Genomic DNA, 18,611 nt, shown 5'->3' with positions numbered 1-18,611 from the left:
AGTAATGAAAGTTATTAGAATGTAATATCAAGACCGAAAGAGAATGTTTTGGCAAACGGATAGACCCGGGCGCTACCATCGGTAGAGAATTGTTCGGGGTCGATGTATTTGCTTTTGAGAGCCGTCCAAGTGACCAGATTGTCACCGCTGAAATAGACGCGCACGCGGTCGATCCGGGCTTTCCGGGTGAGGTCGACCGGAAGGGTATATCCGACAGTGAGGTTTTTCAAACGGCAGTATGCGGTATTTTGCAAATAGCGGTTGTTTACTTTTGCCAAATGGCGGTCTCCCTGAGCTGCATAACCTCTTAATTTAGGGAAGTAAGCGTCGGGATTGTCCTCGCTCCAAACATCGTCCAAGAAGTGCTCGGGCACGAACGAAGAGTAGGGACGGGCATATCCACCCCAGAAGAGCATGGCGTTGCCGTCGGGGTAACGGTGCTGACGACCTACACCTTGAAAGAAGGCCGAAATATCGAACCCGTTCCAGCCGAGGTTGATGCTTCCGCTGTAATTGTAACGGGGGCGGGAGTTGCCGATGACACGCATGTCACCACGATTGTTTGCCGTTTTTTCACCGTCGTCGATGCGACCGTTTCCATCGAGGTCTACGAATTTGGGGTCACCGGCTTTCAATCCTTTATATTTGCCCGTTGCCGTTTGCAAGATGTTTTTGGCGATGAGCGAGTGGTCTATTTCGGCTTGGTATGCGGCAGCCTCTTCATCGGTTTTGAACAAGCCGTCGATTTTGTATCCCCAGATTTCGCCGATGGTCATGCCTTCGTAGTATTGAGAAACGTTGAAATCTTTGGTGGGGTTATCGTATTTCGTGATTTTGGAGATGTTGTCACCCAAAGCGAAAGATACGCCATAAGTGAAAGGTTTGCCGGCTAGGTTGAATTTGTCGTTCCAGCTCAAAGTCAGTTCATAACCTTTGGTGCGCAAGTCGGCGGCATTTTCTTTCGGTGAAGCGGCTCCGTATACTCCGGGTAGTGTCTTACCGGGGACGAGCATGTCCTTCGTGTCGCGAATATACAAGTCTCCGGCGAATGTCAACCGGTTGTTGAAAAATCCGAGGTCTAGACCCAAGTTCCCATGAACAACGGTTTCCCAAGTGAAGTTACCTGCTGTGGGAGCGGAGACGGATGCGTAGGTGAGGAATTCGCCGTTTACCAGATAGTTTTGTTGCAACAAATCCAATGTCTGTATATAGGGGTAGGGGCTGGATATGGCCTGATTGCCGAGCGACCCGAACGATCCGCGGATTTTGAAATTGGAGAATGTGTTGCGTATGGGTGCGAAGAAAGGTTCTTCACTTACACGCCAACCGGCCGAAACCGAGGGGAATACCGCTGCTCTCTTGTCCCTGCGGAAACGCGAAGATGCATCCCAGCGGAGGTTTACTTCTGCCAAGTATCTTCCTTTCCAGTCGTATCCTACACGTCCGAAGAAACTTTCGAGTGCCCATTCGTATTGTCCTCCTTCCAAAGAGACACCTTCGGTGTGGTTACCCAAGTTGAAGTCGTTCAGGTTGTTGGATTGTATATCCATCATTGTGGAGTAAAGATTCTTTTGATAATCTTGCTCGTAGTTGAAACCAACGAGTCCTCTTATGTGGTGGTGGTTGAATGTGTTGTCGTAGCTTAAATAGGCATCGACCATGTGGTAGTACTCGCTATTATTACGTTGACGCAATTTGTTTTTGAACAGGTCTCCTGTTACCGGGATAATGACTCCGGGCTCCGTCGAATATTCTGCGGGGGCTGTACGTACGACTTTGTCTTGTGTGTCGTATCGGAAACTGTAATTGGCGTGCAATGTGAGCCCTTTATAGAGTTTGAATGTAGCGTTCACCGAGGTTGTCAACCGTTTGAATTTATTTTCAGAAAAAGTCTCGCCATCGGCAGTCATGATGTGTACGCCATCGGTGGGTTGTTGCGCGATAATCGGGGTACTGAACACATGGGAACCATCGGGGTTATAGGGCATAAAGAATGGCATGGCATGGAACGTGTAGTTCGCGATGTTGTTACCGTTGTCCAACCCGGGCGCTTTGTAGCGGGAGTGATACAAGTGGCTGGTAACCGTCAGATTGAACCAGTCTTTTACGTCGCCGCTGATGCGGGCACGGATATTGGCGGTCTCGAATCGGTCGGTGTTTTGTTTGTATATACCGTCTTCGGTATGGTAGTTGGCGCTAACGAAATAGTTCAACTTTTGTGTTCCACCGGTAATGCTCAAATTGTTGTCCCAAGTGGGTCTTGAATTGCTAATGAGGTAGTTGTACCAGTCAAAGTTGGCGTAATGCATGTATTGGTCTACGCCACCTACGTTTTTGATAACTGTCCATGGGCGTTCGGGGTTTTCGGTCTTGTCGTACCGGCGGGCTTCCAATTCGGCGAAGTCTTCCTCGCTGTATTTGGTGTAGCGAGTCCCGTTGTAGGACATCAAGTATTCATCGACCAGTTTTGCAGCATCGTATCCTGTGGTAAGGAAATTGGTCTTGACAGTCGAGCTCGAGAAGCTGAATCGTCCGTTATAGCTGACTTTGGCGGTGCCGTCTTGTCCTTTTTTCGTGGTTACCAAGATTACACCGAACGAGGCTCTTGCACCGTATATGGCCGCCGAGGATGCATCTTTCAACACCGAGATGGATTCGACGTCCCGTGGATTGATATTGTCGAGGTTGCCTTCGACACCATCGATAAGAACCAAAGGTTTGGCATCTTCGTTGATCGAGCCGAAGCCACGGATATTGATGCTCGTCCCTTCATTGGGTTTTCCCGATCCATAGGTGATATTGAGGTTGGGCACGGCTCCTTGCAGGGCACGACCGAGGTTGGAAACGGGGCGGTCTTCGATTTCTTTCGAAGATATGGCATCGACAGCTCCGGTCAGATTGGCTTTTTTCTGAGTTCCGTAACCGATGACTACGACTTCGTTCAGTGCTTTCGTGTCTTCGGTCATTTGGACGTTGACCGTCTTTTGTTTGTTTACTTTGACCGATTCTTGCAGATATCCGATATAGGAAAACACAAGAGCGGTACCCGGTGCGGCTTTGATAGAATAGTTTCCGTCGATGTCGGTCACCGTGTTTCCATGCCCTTTCGCAGTGATGTTTACACCGATGAGCGGCATTCCTTTCTCATCGGTAACTTGCCCTACGACTGTAAAAGTCTGGTTGTTTTTTGTACTGTTTCTTTTGGATAAGACGATGTGATTGTCTTTTACTTCATAATCGATGTCTTGACCTTGAAGAATCTGAGAGAGTGCTTTTCCGAGGGGCGCATCTTTTAAGTCGATATTTACCCGATGGTTTAGATCTACATCATTCACATTGAAGAAGAATGATTTGCCTGTTTGCTTTTTCACTGCTTCGATGGCTTCCTTTACGGTTACGTTATTCAATTTCAGAGAAACGTTCTGAGCTTGAATGACAACCGTATTACAGAATAGCGCAAACACGAGTAGCAGGGTTCTGTAATGCTTAATCATTGATTGGTTTGATTAAAGGTTAGTATTAAAGTTTTTTAGTTAATAGTCATAAAACAATATTCTTGTTATATAATTAGGACAAGTCTGTATGTTTATCGGGTAGTCGATAACGAAATATTTTTTCGTGATTTTTTTGTTACCGAATGAAAAACTATCTAAAACTATATGAGTGGATACGCACCTGTATTGATTTATTCGGCTTGCGGTGTCGATTCTTTATGCCATGCGATGTTCTTTTGTTTCCATCGAGGAATCAATATTTGGGATAGGGAGGTCGAGAACCGGGTGAAATTTTTTTTATTTTCGATGGTCCAACCAGATTCGGCATAGGCTGCTATGCGGGGAAACACTTGGCGTTGCATGTCTTCGATGCGAGGTATCCATTCGCTCCACATTTGACAGCCCGATCCCAACAGCAACGGTTTGTATTTTCGGTCCATGCCTTTTGGAAAAGGAGAGAAATCGTAGGCTTTTTCCAAAGGAATTTTGGTATGATTATAATCGAGGTAGGTATCCCTGTGCGATGAGTTGATGACTCGATGGCCTTGTTTCAGGGCTTCGGCTATGAGGGCGGTGTCTCCTTTCCAAAATTGAACGATGGCGTAAGGGGCGAGGGCATGGGCACTTTCGTTGTCGGAGTCGGCCCACTCGTGAATGTTCTTGCCCATGATGTCGTTCCACCCGATCATCGTGCGTCCTTTGCTGTGTATGAGCGAGGCGACCCGGTTGGTGAACAGCATTTGCACTTCGCTATAATTGTCGAGATTCTTTTCTTTCATGAAGCGGCTGATGTCGCTGTTGGCTTCCCACGATTCGGGGTGGACTTCGTCTCCGCCTATGTGTATGTAGCGACTTGGAAACAAATCGAAAATTTCGTCGAAAACATCTTGTATGAATTGTATTACACGCTCGTCGGCTACATTGAATACTCCCCACGTGGGGTTGAAATATGTGGCCACGGTAGGGGGTGTTTTCAAGGAACCGAGCTCGGGATAGGCGGCTATGGCCGCCGAGGTGTGTCCCGGCATTTCGATTTCGGGGACGATTTCAATGTGCCGTTCGGCCGCAAAGTCTACGATTTCCCGTATGTCTTCTCGGGTATAGTAACCGCCATGAATGTTGACATCGTAGAGGGGACTGTTCCAACCTCCTATTTGGGTGCTGTCCCGATATGCTCCTATCTGGGTGAGTCGCGGATATTTTTCGATTTCGATACGCCACCCTTGATCGTCGGTGAGATGCCAGTGGAATTTATTCATTTTCAAATAGGCCATCTCTTCCAGAAGTTGCTTTACGACGACTTTCCCTTTGAAATGGCGTGCTTCGTCGAGCATAAAGTCTCTCCATTCGTATTCGGGTTTGTCGAATATTTCCATGCAGGGTATAGCCAGTCTGTTTTGTGCCGCTAGTTGCCGTAACGTTTGGATTCCGTAAAAAACGCCGGCATTTTCAGCTCCTTCGATGACGATCGAATCAGCCGAAATGTTCATGCGGTATCCTTCGGCTCCCAGCGATTCTTTGAGTTTTCGGTTCGTGATTAGGAATATATTGTTGTCGCCTCGTTGTTCGTGGAGGTTAATATTGATATCTTCTTCTATATAATGTTTTAACAGCCGGGCGTTATTCTTGTCGCTGAGGTTGATAATGCCTGTTTTTGCGGTGAGGGCGAAATATCCTTCCCGCATCTCTATCGATCGGGGATATGGGATTAATAACGGTTGTGCCGTAGCCGTCACCATATACAAGAAGTTGATTACTAAAAAAATAAGTTTTTTGTTCATAAGGTAAGACTTAATTTAGTTCGATCCATTTACACCCGAGAACCGATTTCTCGCGAATCTTTTTGCCGGTCGCCTGTATGGAAATATTTGTTTTTCGGGCGGTATTCAAGTGTACCTTAGAGATGATGGCTTCATCGGGTATAATATGCAAAGTGCCGTTTTTCTTGTGAACCTGACAATTGTAAGCCAGAATAGAGCCGTCTTTTCGTATGAGGACATAGGCTGATGTGAGAGCGCACTCTTCCATGACTTTGAAAATTTCTTGAACCGTATTGTCTCCGGCTCCTCCTCTTTCTTTAAATTGACAGATTGTATTTTCATCGTCGGGGCGCAACCACGGACTTATCATATCTAAATATTGTTCTCCCACGATAGAGTCAACGACTAATCCGTGGTGTTTTTGCTCGGGATTTTCTACATATAGTTTGGCTTCTATATAGGGGTCGGGAATGAATCCCCAGCGCAAATTACCGTCTTCTCTCATGATTTGGGCGCAGGCCCCGAGCGTGTCCATGAAATCGGTTAGATAAAATTCTTCACCGGTCAGCAGATACAAGTAGTAAGAGGCGTAGATTTTCCATGCCGTCCAGCCATGCGGAGAGTTCATGGCTTGATTGGGAATAAAGTAAACGTCGAGAGCTTCCCAGTATCGCAGTGTGGCTCCCCTCATGCGGCAATCGGGGATTAATAATTGTTCAAGACATTTATGTTTGTCCATCAGATATCGGGCGGCTTCGCTGTATTTCTTCTGCTGTGACGGTTCGGTAGTTTGCAATCCATACATGCCCAATTGCAGGGCGCTGCAAGTGATCATGCCGTCTTCGAAAGTCATGTCGCCTTCGGTCTCTATGTCGTCGAGCCGTCCGCACAAATCGTCTACGGCTTTTCGGGCCGAGTTTAAATGTCGTTCGTGGCGTTCTTTCCAAACGGGATTCGCGATGAGCTTTTCTTCGGCGGCCACCAATTCGAGCATCGATTTGGCTGTATAGATAACAGCCGTGTAATGAGTTCCTTGCGAGCGATAAGCTCCGTCGGGCCCTTGTATTTTATCGGAACAGAGATAATCTGCGATGTGGGCGGCTTTTTCCAAGTAATGTTTTTCTCCCGTATATTCCCATAGGTCGACCAGCATTCCCATTAGGGCAGAGAAATTTTGTATGCGGTGAGGCAGTGATTTCGGGTTAGGCAGCCATGTGGTTGTGTCGATAATTAGAGGTAGAGTGTTGTCGAACCGTTCTTGCAAGGCGTTGTCTTTTGCCATGTCGGGGAAGTGTTTTGCCGCAAGAAAGGCGGTGTAGTATCCGTAAAATGTTTCACAGGCGTTGGAGAATAGGGGTTGGTTCTCGGCTACGAAGTCTCGGGCATTTTTCATGTACCACGACCACGGTTGCCGAACGAATATGCGGGCTTCTGCCGTTTTCCCCGATCGGGTTGTCGCTGTAATTTTATATTCTCCTTTTTGAGTCGGGCGGAAACAGGTCGTGTACAGATTGCCTTTTTTGTCGGTCGTGAGGCTTTTTTGATTTTTTATGCCGGGTCCTTTTATTGCGATGCTTATCGAGTCGGTCGAATACCCCCGTACGGATATGCTTTCTTTCGATGTTATGGTGTAGCGGTTACACTCGATCATGGGAACAGCAGCCCATTCCGAAAGTTTCGATTTTACGTCGGGAAGGGACTGTATTTGTCCCATGTGTATATGCCAGCATTTCGTCTCTCCGGGAGCCAGCTCCGTTAAGTTCTGGGGATGCCTTTCCGGCAGAGGTAAGCAATGTAGCATATCTAAACTGGCAGTTCTTATTTGATGTCCCCATTTCCATTTAAGCCAACCCTCGTAAATGTAGTTTATGGTGTATGAGGCAACCGGTTCGGCCGTTGTAAAACCGAATATGGTTTGTTTCGGAGACATGAAATAGCCCCATGCGAAGTCTTTTTCACAACGTAGCAGAGTGGGGAAAAATTTAGTGTCCCATTGAGGGTAGGCGTGCATTTCACTATCGATACCAAGAATCAGCCTGCTTTGTTTCGGGGCGTATGGTGTACTCCCCGTGTTGGTCATGGAGCATTTGACGATGAGATGGTCTTGCGCCGGGACGTACGAGATATTGTATAAAATATGGTCTTTTTCGCCGATAAACGATCCCGGATTTTTTTTATCGTGAGCCAGCATGATACCGTCCCAAGCCGGTCCGGCCATTCGGTCGTGGCGAAAGGGTATGGTTTTCCATACGCCATGTTCCCGAAATTCATATCGGTCTACTGTACCGTCCGAAAGACGAATAAAGGCTTTCCAGTTTTCTCTTTCGATGATATATTCTTCTCCGCTTTGCTTAGCAAAAACATTGAAAGAGAATAGAATACCGAGTAATAAAATGAATCTTAACGGATAAACCGAACGACAAATAGTAACTGTTTTGAGCATGGTTTTAGGTATGAAACGGGTAGTTAGACAAATTGGATTTGTCTATTACACCAATAAATATCGAATGTGTTTATTGAAATATTTCTATTTCGTTTTTGCGGATTTTATAGTGGTAGTTGAATTTGTTCGTGGCAGCCATGATATTCATAATTTCATCGATATTGTTCGATTCGATAATGAAGTCGCCGTAGAATATCATTTTTTTCAGGGTATCGTCTTTGATGGTAATATTCACATCGAATGCTCGTTCCAAAGCCAAAGCGATGGTTTCCATGTTTTCCTCGTCGAAATACAGGTGACCGTTTATCCACGCGCTTGTATTTTCTGCCGCTATGGTCTTTAATGTGGTTTTTTTGTTTTGTTTGTCGTATTGTGCTATCTGATTCGGTTTTAATATCGTGCTTTCAAGAGAATCGTATAGCATCACCGAACCTTCTAACAATGCGACTTTGATATTCGGATCTTCTGGATAATTTTTGACATTGAATTTTGTCCCTAAGACCTCTACTTTTATATCGTCCGATACGACCTGAAACGGGAGATTTTTGTTTTTGCTGACCTCGAAGTATCCCTCTCCGCATAGCGTGACATCGCGGTTGTTGATACCGAAGTTGTTGTCATATAATAGTTTTGAATCGGCATTGAGCCATACCGATGTTCCGTCCGGGAGAGACAGTTTTAATTTCGATCCTCGTGGAGATTCTACCGAATAGGATAGTGTTTGATCGGAGAGTCTTTGATTCCCAGTAAAGTACATTACTCCTATTCCTGCAAAGAATGCAATAATGATACATGCCGCTATATAAAAAATCCGATTCCAATTTGGACGTGAGATATAAATGTCTTGTTCTTGGTTTTTTTGAGCGATCCGGTCTTTGAATTGTTGAAAAGCCCGGTCTTTTAATTTATCGAAGTTTTTCTTTTCGTAAATGCTGGAAATCAGCCAAATTTTTTGTATTTCCGAAAAATAGGCTTTGTTGTCTTCATTTTCGTCAATCCATTCTTTCAATACCTTTAAATCGGTAGAAGATATTGTCCGATTCAAAAATGAAAGAATCAGATTATTTATGTGCTCGGTATGTATGTCGGCTCTCTTCATATTCAAAGGAAAGACAGATGTTTTTTTTCTTTGGGGTAGTCTGTATGAGCGGTTTTAAATAATTTTAAGTATTTAGGAAATCTAATAGTTTCTTTATAGTGTTACAATAAAGTTCATTCGATAATAGAAATAATAAAAGTACGACAAGGTAGTCTTTTAATTCTGTTCTCAGTTTGGATAGGGCATTCTTGATATGATATTTTACAGTATTAACGGATATATTCATTTGGGATGCTATCTCTTCGTATTTCATATCGTGATAACGGCTCAATATAAAAGCCGTTCGACACTCGTCTGGAAGTGTATGGATAGCAGATTTTATCGTTTTTTCAAGTTCCGTTTCGAGCATTTTTTCCAAAGGGTGTTCTTCTTCTATAAAGTAAAAAGATTCTATCTCGGTGTAATCTTGTAGCGAATTGATAGAAATTTCTTTGGCAATGTACTCTTGCTGTAAATAATTGATAGATCTATTTTTTACACTACGTATGAGGTATGATCGTAACGAAGTATGAATATTCAGATTTTTCCGTATTTCCCAGATGTTGTAAATTACATCTCCTACAACAGTTTCTGCCGCATCGTTATCGGAAAGGTAACCTTTTGCTATGGCACATAAATAACCGTAGTATTTGTCGTAAATGTATCGAAATGCTTGTTCTTCTCCAGATTTCAAACTTTCTATAATATTATTTTCGGTTATTTTCATGAATTTATTGAAAGAGAAGCATTGTGATATAAGTATGTAGTCGCAAATATAATATAATAAAATTTGTTTTTCAAAGGCTCTGTTTGGCGTGTCGTAAAAATCTTTAAAATCGGAAGAATTTTCTCCTTGTTTATGAGGCACTTATCTTAATATTATAAATTAATATTCCATAATTATAGATTTTATTCTTGACCTTTTAAGGGTTATTGGCTTTTTGCGTGTCATATAAATGACATGAATATTTAATCCTAAAATTTTTAAACATGAAAAACTTATCTTTTTTCATTTTAGTATTTTTCTTATCGTTTCTTAGTCCGGCTTTTGCCGCTTATGACAATCTTTATTTGGTAGGTAATGCTACGGAGGCAGGTTGGGATCCGGATGCCGCTATCCCGATGGAAAAGCAGGAGCCTGGTATCTTTACGTGGACAGGAACTTTATCGGATTATAGTATAGATGAAGGCCGGTTCAAATTTTTGGTGTCGAATAAATGGGAACCTTCCATTACTTGTCGTATAGATATAGCCGGACATTTGCTCGTCGAGTCGGGAAGGGAATACGATTTGTATGAGCGGGCTACCGCCAATGATGGCTTCGATAATGCATTTCAAGTGCCTGTTACGGGAGTCTATACAATCCGTGTCGATTTGAATACAATGAAGATGGTTTGTACCGGAGGAGATGTGATTGTCCGAGAGAATTGGGAGTATGTGAGACCCGAAATCGGAGCTGACGGCGAGGGGCATGTGTTCCCGGGAGTATGTGTGCCTTTCGGTATGGTGAAATTAGGAGCCGATTGTGGAGACCGAACCAATAACTCAGGTTGGGGAAAGGGTGGCAATATACAAGGTTTCAGCCATTTGCATGTGAGCGGAACCGGCGGTGGTCCCAAGTATGGAAATATTTTATTTCAACCGATGACCGGAGATTTGAACCTTTCGGATTATTCGTCGGCACGTTCTAACGAGAGATTCGGTTTGGGCTTGTATGAAGTTTCTTTGAGTAAGTATAATGTGGGAGTGAGACTGACGGCATCTGCTAAGGCCGGATTTCATGAATATACTTTCCCCCAATCGGAGTCTTCAAAGATATTGATCGATGCAGGAAGTTGTCTGACACTACATGTCGAATCACAGGAATTGGTAGCCTCGGGGGTAAAAATTCTTTCGAATAAAGAAATCGAGGGTTATTCGACCGTCAAAGGAGGCTGGAATTTAGGTGGTCCTTATACGGTGTATTTCTACGCTTTGTTGGATACCCCCGCCGATGAGTATACTGTTTGGAAAGGGACGTCTGTCCAATCGGGCGAGCAGGTAGATGCAACGGGAACAGAGAAAACCGGGGCTTATTTCGGGTTTCATACGACAGAGGGTCAAAAAGTGAGAGTAAAAGTAGGAATATCGTTTATTAGCACAGAGAAAGCCAAAGCGAACATTTCGGAACTTTCGTCTTGGGACTTTGACGAAATTCGCAATGCAGGAATCGCACAATGGAAAGAGGTGTTGAACACTGTGGAAGTCGAGGGGAACGATAACGACAAGACTATTTTCTATTCGGCTTTGTATCATGCCTTTTTACAACCTACCGACCGCACGGGTGAGAATCCGCTGTGGGAATCGTCCGAACCTTATTTCGACGATTATTATGCCATCTGGGATACATTCAGAGCTACACACCCGTTGTTCGCTCTTTTGAAACCTTCTCGTCAGGCCGATATCGTACGGTCTATGATAGATATTTATGAGCACGAGGGATATATGCCGGACGGCCGTAGTGGGAATTGTAACGGTCGTGTACAAGGGGGCTCGAACAGCGATGTACTGATTGCTGACGCTATCGTAAAAAATTTGCCGGGTATTGATTACGAAAAAGGATTGGCCGCAATGATTAAAAATGCCGAGGTAGAACCGGAGAACCCGAGAAATGAAGGTCGTGGCGGTGTCGAGGAGTATAATACCAAAGGATATATTTCCACGGTGACCGAGCGATCGGGAACTCGCACATTCGAATATGCCTATTGCGATTATGCAATCGCTACCGTAGCAAAGAAATTGGGTAAACAAGATGTTTACGAAAAGTATCTCGAACGGTCGAATAACTGGAAAAACTTGTGGAACGACAACATCAATAGTCTTGGATTCAAAGGATTCTTGTGGCCGAAAAATGGTAGTGGCGACTGGGTGAACGAGAAAGATTACAATGTTTTTCGTCGCGATGGTTGGGAAGGAATCGTATATGAATCATTCCCGTGGGAGATGTCATTTTACGTGCCTCACGATGTGAACGGGCTGATTGCGAGATGTGGCGGTAAAGAGGCTTTCTTGAAGCGGCTGGATACATATTTTACGCATGTCCAAGACGGGTTCGACCAAAACAGCTATATGGGATTATTCCAAATAAGCAATGAGCCGGCATTTTTAGTGCCAAGCCTGTATAACTATGTGAATCGTCCCGACAAGGCGGCGGAGATTGTCCGTAGGGTTTTGAAAGAGCGATATAATACGACTGCTACGGGGTTGCCCGGAAATGACGACTCGGGGTCGATGTCGGCTTGGTATATATTCCATTCAATGGGATTTTATCCTAATGCGGGACAGGACATATATCTTATTTCAAGTCCGGTATTTACGAAAACGACAATTAATCTCGACGGAGGAAAAGTGTTTGAAGTATTGGCTCCTAATGCAAGCGATAAGAATATCTATATTCAATCGGCCAAACTGAACGGTCAAGAGCTCGGTCGGTGCTGGTTGAAGCATGAAGAAATCGTTAATGGCGGGACTTTGGAGCTTGTCATGGGCGATAAACCGTCCGATTGGGCTATCGATGGAGAAATGCCTCCATCGTCGCCGATAGGAGTTGAAGAGGTTTCTCCCGAAATAGATTCACCGCAAGTGCGTATACACTCTTACAGTGCACAGGTAAGCAATAACGAAGCGGCTTATTGCCTTTTTGAGGAGCCGGGAAAGGGGGTGAAATGGTGCGACAATAAGAGTACCAATCCCTGGGTGATCTTTGAGTTGGCCGATGTGTATATGGTCGATCGTTTTGTCTTTCGGGATTCGAAAACGGTAGAGGGAAATAACAATGTTCATTCCTATCGTATTTACGTCAGTAAGACGGGAAACGACGGTGATTGGGAAGAAGTGGTGAATCGCAATGATGCGGAAGCGGGAAACGCCAATGTAAAGGATCATCGTTTGGCCGAGCCTAAGGAAGCCCGGTTTGTTAAATTTTCGATGGAACTTCCTACCGGTGAAAATGCCGTGCGTATCTATGGGTTCGATATTTACGGTAAGTTGAAAGAAAGAACGGATAGGGGCAATTTGGTGAGTGTAGGTAAAACGTTTTTGAAGTCCTCGGGGGCTAAATCGTTTTATACCAATGCCCGGCATATTTTTGACGGGTTGAATGAAAATACCGAGTATCATTGGGATTTCGATAGGTCTGCCGCCGATAAGCATTATTGCATTCTCGATTTGGAATACGAATATGATGTAAATGCATTCAAGGTATATGATGCGAATCAAATCGAAGGGTATAATATCTATGTGGCCACAGAGACCCCCGACCTTAATAAAATAAATAATAGTGCAGATGAGAATAGCGTTTGGACTCTTGTTTCATCGGGCGATTTGAATAAAACGAATAAGTCGGTGACCGTGGATAGGGTGAAGGCTCGTTATGTGAAAATTGAAATTCCAAGCGGAAATATAGACGGAGAGTCGGCAACCGTTACCGAGTTTGAGGTTTATATGGACGGTACTTCTACCGGTTTGACGGGAACCGAAAGAGAAGTCACCTTACTTTATCCCAATCCTGTGAAACGGGGGGAGCCTTTGAACGTGGCGGCTCAGGGTCGATTGAAGATATATACTATCGACGGCGTGAATGTATGCGATGTAGTTGTTGACGGAGAAGCGAGTGTCTCGACTCAGAATTTTATACCGGGTATTTATTTGGCTGTGGTGTCTGGGAGCGCTGGCGATAAATCGTTCAAATTGATTGTAGAGTAAGTCGTTGTTTTAATGACGTTTATTGTTATTGACATTGAAAAATAAAAAGACTGTTCTTGATTCGCAAGGCAGTCTTTTTTGTATGCCCGATTTTGGGAAGCAAGAAAAGTTTTTTCTCCGATTTGATTAATAGGCTGTTAAGAGAGCTGCATTTTTGTAATAAATTATCTGTTCCTTTTTAAAATAATATTACATTTGTGTGCAGAATAATCTACTTGTCGAATTAAAGAATCAATGTTGTGCTGTTTAATTCCTTAGAATTCATTTTGTTTTTTCCGATTGTATGCTTGGTTTATTACCTGTTGCCGGGTATTAAAGGACGTACGATATTTTTGCTTCTGGCCAGTTACTATTTTTATATGTGTTGGGAGCCCGTATATGCGTTGTTGCTGTTGACAAGTACATCGATTACCTATATTTCGGCCTTGTGCATGGACCGTTTTCGGTCTCGTCGAAGGCGTAAGATTTCATTATTCTCGGGGATATTTATCAATTTGGGTATCTTGTTTTTCTATAAGTACTATGAATTTGCGGGTTCGTTGATTACCGATTTTTTCTCTCTCCTAAATATAGGAATCGATATACCTCGATGGAACGTGCTATTGCCGGTGGGAATTTCGTTTTATATATTTCAAGCTGTCGGTTATGCGGTTGATGTGTACAGAGGAACGATAAAGGCAGAAAAAAATTTTGTAGTATATGCCCTGTTTATTTCTTTTTTCCCGCAGTTGGTCGCCGGTCCTATCGAACGAGCTAAAAATATGCTTCCTCAGTTTAGGGAAAAACATAAGTTTTCGTATGAGAATTTTGATGCAGGACTTAGACTGATGATATGGGGCTTTTTCATGAAATTGTGTGTAGCAGACCGAGTTTCTACTTATGTCGATGCCGTGTACAATAATTATATGGAACATTCGGGAGTCAGTTTGTTGCTGGCGACCTTTTTCTTTACCTTCCAGATTTATTGTGATTTTGCCGGGTATTCTTTGATTGCCATAGGTTCTTCGAAAATGATGGGCTTTACTTTAATGGAGAATTTTCATCGTCCCTATTTTGCGAAAAGTATCAAGGAATTTTGGCGGCGTTGGCACATTTCGTTGTCGACATGGTTCAAAGACTATTTATATATTCCGTTGGGAGGGAATAGAGTGGGGCATTACAGACATTTGTGGAATTTGTTTGTAACCTTCTTGGTGAGTGGAATTTGGCATGGCGCGAATCTTACATTTGTTTTGTGGGGGAGTTTGCATGGGCTGTACCAGATTATCGGAATTGAAAAAAACAGATTGCTCCCGAAGGTAAATGTATCCAAAAGATTGCATGCGGTTTTTAATTGTTTGGTAACTTTTGTATTGGTTATGTTTGCTTGGATTTTTTTCAGGGCGAATGATCTTCATTCGGCATTCAGTATCATTGCAAAAATTTTTACCGACCGAGGTCCGTTATTTACGGGGGAAGGAATACCTTCGTTGCTGTTAGGATTTATGTGTATAGGTATTTTGATGTTGAAAGAGATAAAAGATGAGATGTCTATAAAAGTTCACGCTTTAAATTCTAAGAACTATTGGGTGAGAATCATATTTATATCTCTCTTTATTGCGTTTATTATATTGACGGCTTCATTCAACGGTGGAGCGTTTATCTATTTTCAATTTTAGATGACCGATTATGAACCGAAGTATATTTAAGTTAGTGAAAACATGTGTGTCGATTATTGTAATCGTACTTGTTTTCGATGTTATATTCGGGCAAGTCATGTCATTTTATTCTAAAAGGTATGGGCTTCCGGGAGATTATGCAAAGATAGAGTATCTGTTTCATCAGGCAAATGAAGATGTGGTGATTATCGGGTCTTCTGTCGCGATTAATAGTTTTATGCCGGATATTATGATGGATAGTTTGGGAATTTCTGTTTTTAATGGGGGGTGTAATGCTCAGAACATAATATTTTTCAGATGTATGATAGACGGGTTGCTTGAACACCATCGACCACGGGGAGTTATTTTAGCTTTGCAGCCCGATGATTTATCAGACGATCATATCGGTAGAATTGAGTTACTAAATCCTTATTACGGGAGAAATCCGGTTATAGATTCTGCGTTGGTCTTGCAAAACGATGGAAAGGGTTCTGCTTTTCTTCGATCTAATTTGTATAAATATAATACCGTGTGGTTCCGTATTTTCTTACAATCTTTTTTGCCGAGAGAAGAAATGGCAAATCATGGATTTGTAGCGAAACATAAACCCAATAATTTGCCTATCTTTGAAAATTATGGAGACGAACCTGATGATGATTTTATTTACTCGGTAAAATTAGAATATTTGAAAGCGATTATAACGCAGCTACGATCGAACAATGTAGAATTGGTGGTCGTTTTTCCTCCATATTATCGTAAATTGAGGCACGAGGGGAATCCCTATTCGAAAAGGGTTATTACAGAGTTGTGCCGAGAGAATGGAATTCGGGTGATAGATGATAATCAAATGGAGTATTTTTTTGATAGACCGGAGCTGTTTTATGATAACATGCATTTAAATGGCGATGGCGCTCGGATTTTTACCGATATGTTTATAAACCAAATTTTAAAGAGTGATTTTTACAAAAAAATAAAGAGTAAGAAAAATGAGACTGAATTGGGTGTGTAGAATGGGGAAAATAATGTTGCTTTTGATTTTGAGCTTGGGTGCATGTTCGGAAGAAAAAGAAGGTGAATTGTGTTTCGTGGGCGACTCGTTGGTCGCCGGGTGGGACGTAAAAGATGCTTTTCCCACATGGATTGTACGAAACGATGGTGTAAGTGGTGCGAAGTTGGAGGATATTGCTACTTGGAATCTGAATTATCAAGACAAAAATGTAGTGATGTTGATAGGAACGAACAATTTGGGCGGGAAACTTTTCAATGATGCTACGAGGCAAGAGTTCATTACCGATTTTGTCGATGAGTATAAGAGAACGATCGAAGGATTGGCTCCACGTCGGGTGTTCGTTATTTCTATTTTACCTAGAAATCGAGAGATCGATAACCCGCATATAAACGATTATATCAAAGAGCTGAATTTTGCATTATCTCAAATGGTCGAGACGTTGGATTATGGTGTATTTTTAGATGTGTATGACGATTTTGCCTATGAAGATAAAATGAATATGAACTATTCGTTAGATGGGTTACATTTGAATGATTTGGGGTATAATATTCTCAATGTGAGGTTATCGAAGGAATTATGAAAAAGAGAGTTTTATTGTTGTTTATAGGAATAATATCTTTTTTGAGTGTATGGTCGCAAAATGACTCGTTACAATCCAAGTCGATTTTTGTGGGTGTGAGAAATAATAAATATGCGTCGATCGGGTTTCAGGCAAAGAATTGGTCGGTGGGATTGGAAAATACCATATTTATACGCCATCTGAACGAGCAATATATCCGAGCGAACGGAACTTTCCGTTACTCTACGGGAGTTTGGGGCGTAAAGTTTTCTGCCGAAGCTTTTTTCGGGACCAATTATGCTGGGCGTTTTTATGATAGCGGATTGAAGATCGGCTTGGATAAGAAGATAGGGCGAGTGGAGTTTGGTGCTGGTGTTATGCCAATGTACGATTCTGGTATGGGATATAACACCTGCTATACGGTACATGCTGCTTGTCGTGTGATCCAAGAGGCAGCATTGGTTTTGGATATAACGAATATTCCGGAGTATCGTATGGTCGAATATCGTATTGTTCCGGGCATTCTTTTTCGAGCTCATAAGCTATGGGTTCGTCCTGAGTTGTCCATACCTTTGAATGATAATGTACAGTTTACCAGAGTGCTGATTTCTTTCCGATATGATTTTTTATTGAAATAATGTTACAATTCGACATTGATGTAAAGACAGGTATCCGATTAAGGGAGGTTACGTTGAACGATGCCCCTATGATTTATCGAGCCATTGCCGATCATAGGGATTATCTGAAAACGTGGTTGCCTTTTATTGCTAATCTTTCGGAACAAGATGAAATGGACTTCTTATCGCAAGTATTGTCTTTCCCGGAGGAAGAAAGAAATTTTACTTTTGTGATAGAATGTCGAGGAGAGTTTTGTGGATTGGTCGGGTTTGTGAATTCCGATTTTGTCAATCATCGTACCGAAATCGGTTATTGGCTGCTGCCCGAATATCAGCGACAAGGAATAATAACCCGAAGTGTTCAGACACTCTGTCGATGGGCTGTGGAAGCACGTTTGATGCATCGTATTCAAATTCGGTGTGCCGTAGAAAATTATTCGAGTAATGCTATCCCTCGGCGATTGGGATTTCGGTTGGAAGGGACGGAACGAGACGGAGAATTGATGTTCTCTGGCGAATATGTCGATACGAATGTATATAGTATTTTAGATTCGGAAATAATCTCTTGGTCAGGTAAAAATATTTGACTTTAAAGATATATGGTATGAAAGATATTCCCCAATTAAATGAGCATAATAAAGAAGAATATTCGCCCATGCACACGACGGAGCATATTCTTAACCAAACGATGATTCGCCTTTTTGGTTGTGGTCGTGCGGTATCGGCTCATATAGAAAGAAAAAAAAGTAAGCTTGATTTCCGATTCCAACGTGAACCGGAAGAATCTGAAATAAATCAAATAGAACAGCAGGTCAACCGAATTATACAAAGTGGTTTACCGATTACGACAGAATATATTACACAAGAAGAAGCGCTGGGACGTTTTGATTTGAGACGATTGCCCGATAATGCTTCGGAAACGGTTCGGGTTGTTAAAGTGGGAGATTACGATGAATGTCTTTGCATTGGTCGTCATGTTGAGAATACATTTGAAATAGGCGTATTTAAGATTATTAGTTATGATTTTAAAGACGGGATATTGCGTTTGCGTTTCAAATTACTTTGATCGCTTTATGCAGAGGTAAAAATATTTTAGTTATAACAATCTGAAAAAGAAAAAGTTTTCATTTCATAGAAAAATAATTCAAAAAAAACATTGAAAAAAATTTGGAATGTAATAGAGAAAGGCAGTATCTTTGCAGCACTTTCGCAAAACGGGGAGGCCACGAGGCCGCCGTTGGAGAGAGAAGTTCATTGAGGAAATTGAAGAA

At 42.6% G+C, this 18,611-nt stretch carries 12 protein-coding genes; 7 read left to right on the top strand and 5 right to left on the bottom strand.

Annotated elements, in window-relative coordinates:
• Positions 1-14: 14 nt before the first annotated feature.
• The 5 genes from NBH06_RS08500 to NBH06_RS08480 form a co-directional block, all read right to left on the bottom strand.
• Positions 15-3,494: a TonB-dependent receptor gene (locus NBH06_RS08500; RefSeq protein WP_195492375.1), complete on the bottom strand. Its 3,480-nt coding sequence runs from the start codon at positions 3,492-3,494 to the stop codon at positions 15-17.
• Between the two features lie 191 nt (positions 3,495-3,685).
• On the bottom strand, positions 3,686-5,275 hold the full coding sequence (locus NBH06_RS08495; protein WP_250793796.1) for a beta-N-acetylhexosaminidase: 1,590 nt from the start codon (positions 5,273-5,275) through the stop codon (positions 3,686-3,688).
• Positions 5,276-5,285: 10 nt separating this feature from the next.
• On the bottom strand, positions 5,286-7,697 hold the full coding sequence (locus NBH06_RS08490) for a hypothetical protein (RefSeq protein WP_250793794.1): 2,412 nt from the start codon (positions 7,695-7,697) through the stop codon (positions 5,286-5,288).
• Positions 7,698-7,767: 70 nt separating this feature from the next.
• The gene (locus NBH06_RS08485; RefSeq protein ID WP_250794218.1) at positions 7,768-8,796 is read right to left on the bottom strand and encodes a FecR family protein; all 1,029 of its coding nucleotides are present in this window, start codon (positions 8,794-8,796) and stop codon (positions 7,768-7,770) included.
• Positions 8,797-8,860: 64 nt separating this feature from the next.
• Complete coding sequence (locus tag NBH06_RS08480; protein WP_008863235.1) at positions 8,861-9,502, bottom strand: RNA polymerase sigma-70 factor; 642 nt, start codon at positions 9,500-9,502, stop codon at positions 8,861-8,863.
• Between the two features lie 263 nt (positions 9,503-9,765).
• Between NBH06_RS08480 and NBH06_RS08475 the strand changes: the two genes are divergently transcribed.
• From NBH06_RS08475 to NBH06_RS08445, 7 genes are all read left to right on the top strand, one after another.
• Positions 9,766-13,518, top strand: a complete 3,753-nt coding sequence (locus tag NBH06_RS08475) for a GH92 family glycosyl hydrolase (RefSeq protein ID WP_250793792.1) — start codon at positions 9,766-9,768, stop codon at positions 13,516-13,518.
• 239 nt (positions 13,519-13,757) lie between these two features.
• The gene (locus NBH06_RS08470; protein ID WP_046411095.1) at positions 13,758-15,176 is read left to right on the top strand and encodes an MBOAT family O-acyltransferase; all 1,419 of its coding nucleotides are present in this window, start codon (positions 13,758-13,760) and stop codon (positions 15,174-15,176) included.
• Between the two features lie 10 nt (positions 15,177-15,186).
• Entirely contained in the window at positions 15,187-16,164 is a 978-nt protein-coding gene (locus NBH06_RS08465) for an SGNH/GDSL hydrolase family protein (RefSeq protein ID WP_195342586.1), read from the top strand.
• The gene (locus tag NBH06_RS08460) at positions 16,142-16,744 is read left to right on the top strand and encodes an SGNH/GDSL hydrolase family protein (protein WP_195492354.1); all 603 of its coding nucleotides are present in this window, start codon (positions 16,142-16,144) and stop codon (positions 16,742-16,744) included. The genes NBH06_RS08465 and NBH06_RS08460 overlap by 23 nt, the downstream gene beginning before the upstream one ends.
• Positions 16,741-17,361, top strand: a complete 621-nt coding sequence (locus NBH06_RS08455) for a hypothetical protein (RefSeq protein WP_046411089.1) — start codon at positions 16,741-16,743, stop codon at positions 17,359-17,361. The genes NBH06_RS08460 and NBH06_RS08455 overlap by 4 nt, the downstream gene beginning before the upstream one ends.
• Positions 17,361-17,927 carry a GNAT family N-acetyltransferase gene (locus NBH06_RS08450; RefSeq protein WP_046411087.1) on the top strand — a complete coding sequence of 189 codons (567 nt, stop codon included), beginning with the start codon at positions 17,361-17,363 and terminating at the stop codon, positions 17,925-17,927. The genes NBH06_RS08455 and NBH06_RS08450 overlap by 1 nt, the downstream gene beginning before the upstream one ends.
• Positions 17,928-17,944: 17 nt before the next feature.
• Positions 17,945-18,406, top strand: coding sequence for an alanyl-tRNA editing protein (locus tag NBH06_RS08445; RefSeq protein WP_250793782.1), 462 nt, complete (start codon positions 17,945-17,947; stop codon positions 18,404-18,406).
• Positions 18,407-18,611 lie beyond the last annotated feature (205 nt).

It is taken from the genome of Barnesiella sp. B2-R-119 (assembly GCF_023656675.1).
GTDB classification, from domain to species: domain Bacteria; phylum Bacteroidota; class Bacteroidia; order Bacteroidales; family Barnesiellaceae; genus Barnesiella; species Barnesiella intestinihominis.
The sequence above is the reverse complement of the archived record's forward strand: the minus strand, read 5'-3'. Positions and strand labels throughout refer to the sequence as shown.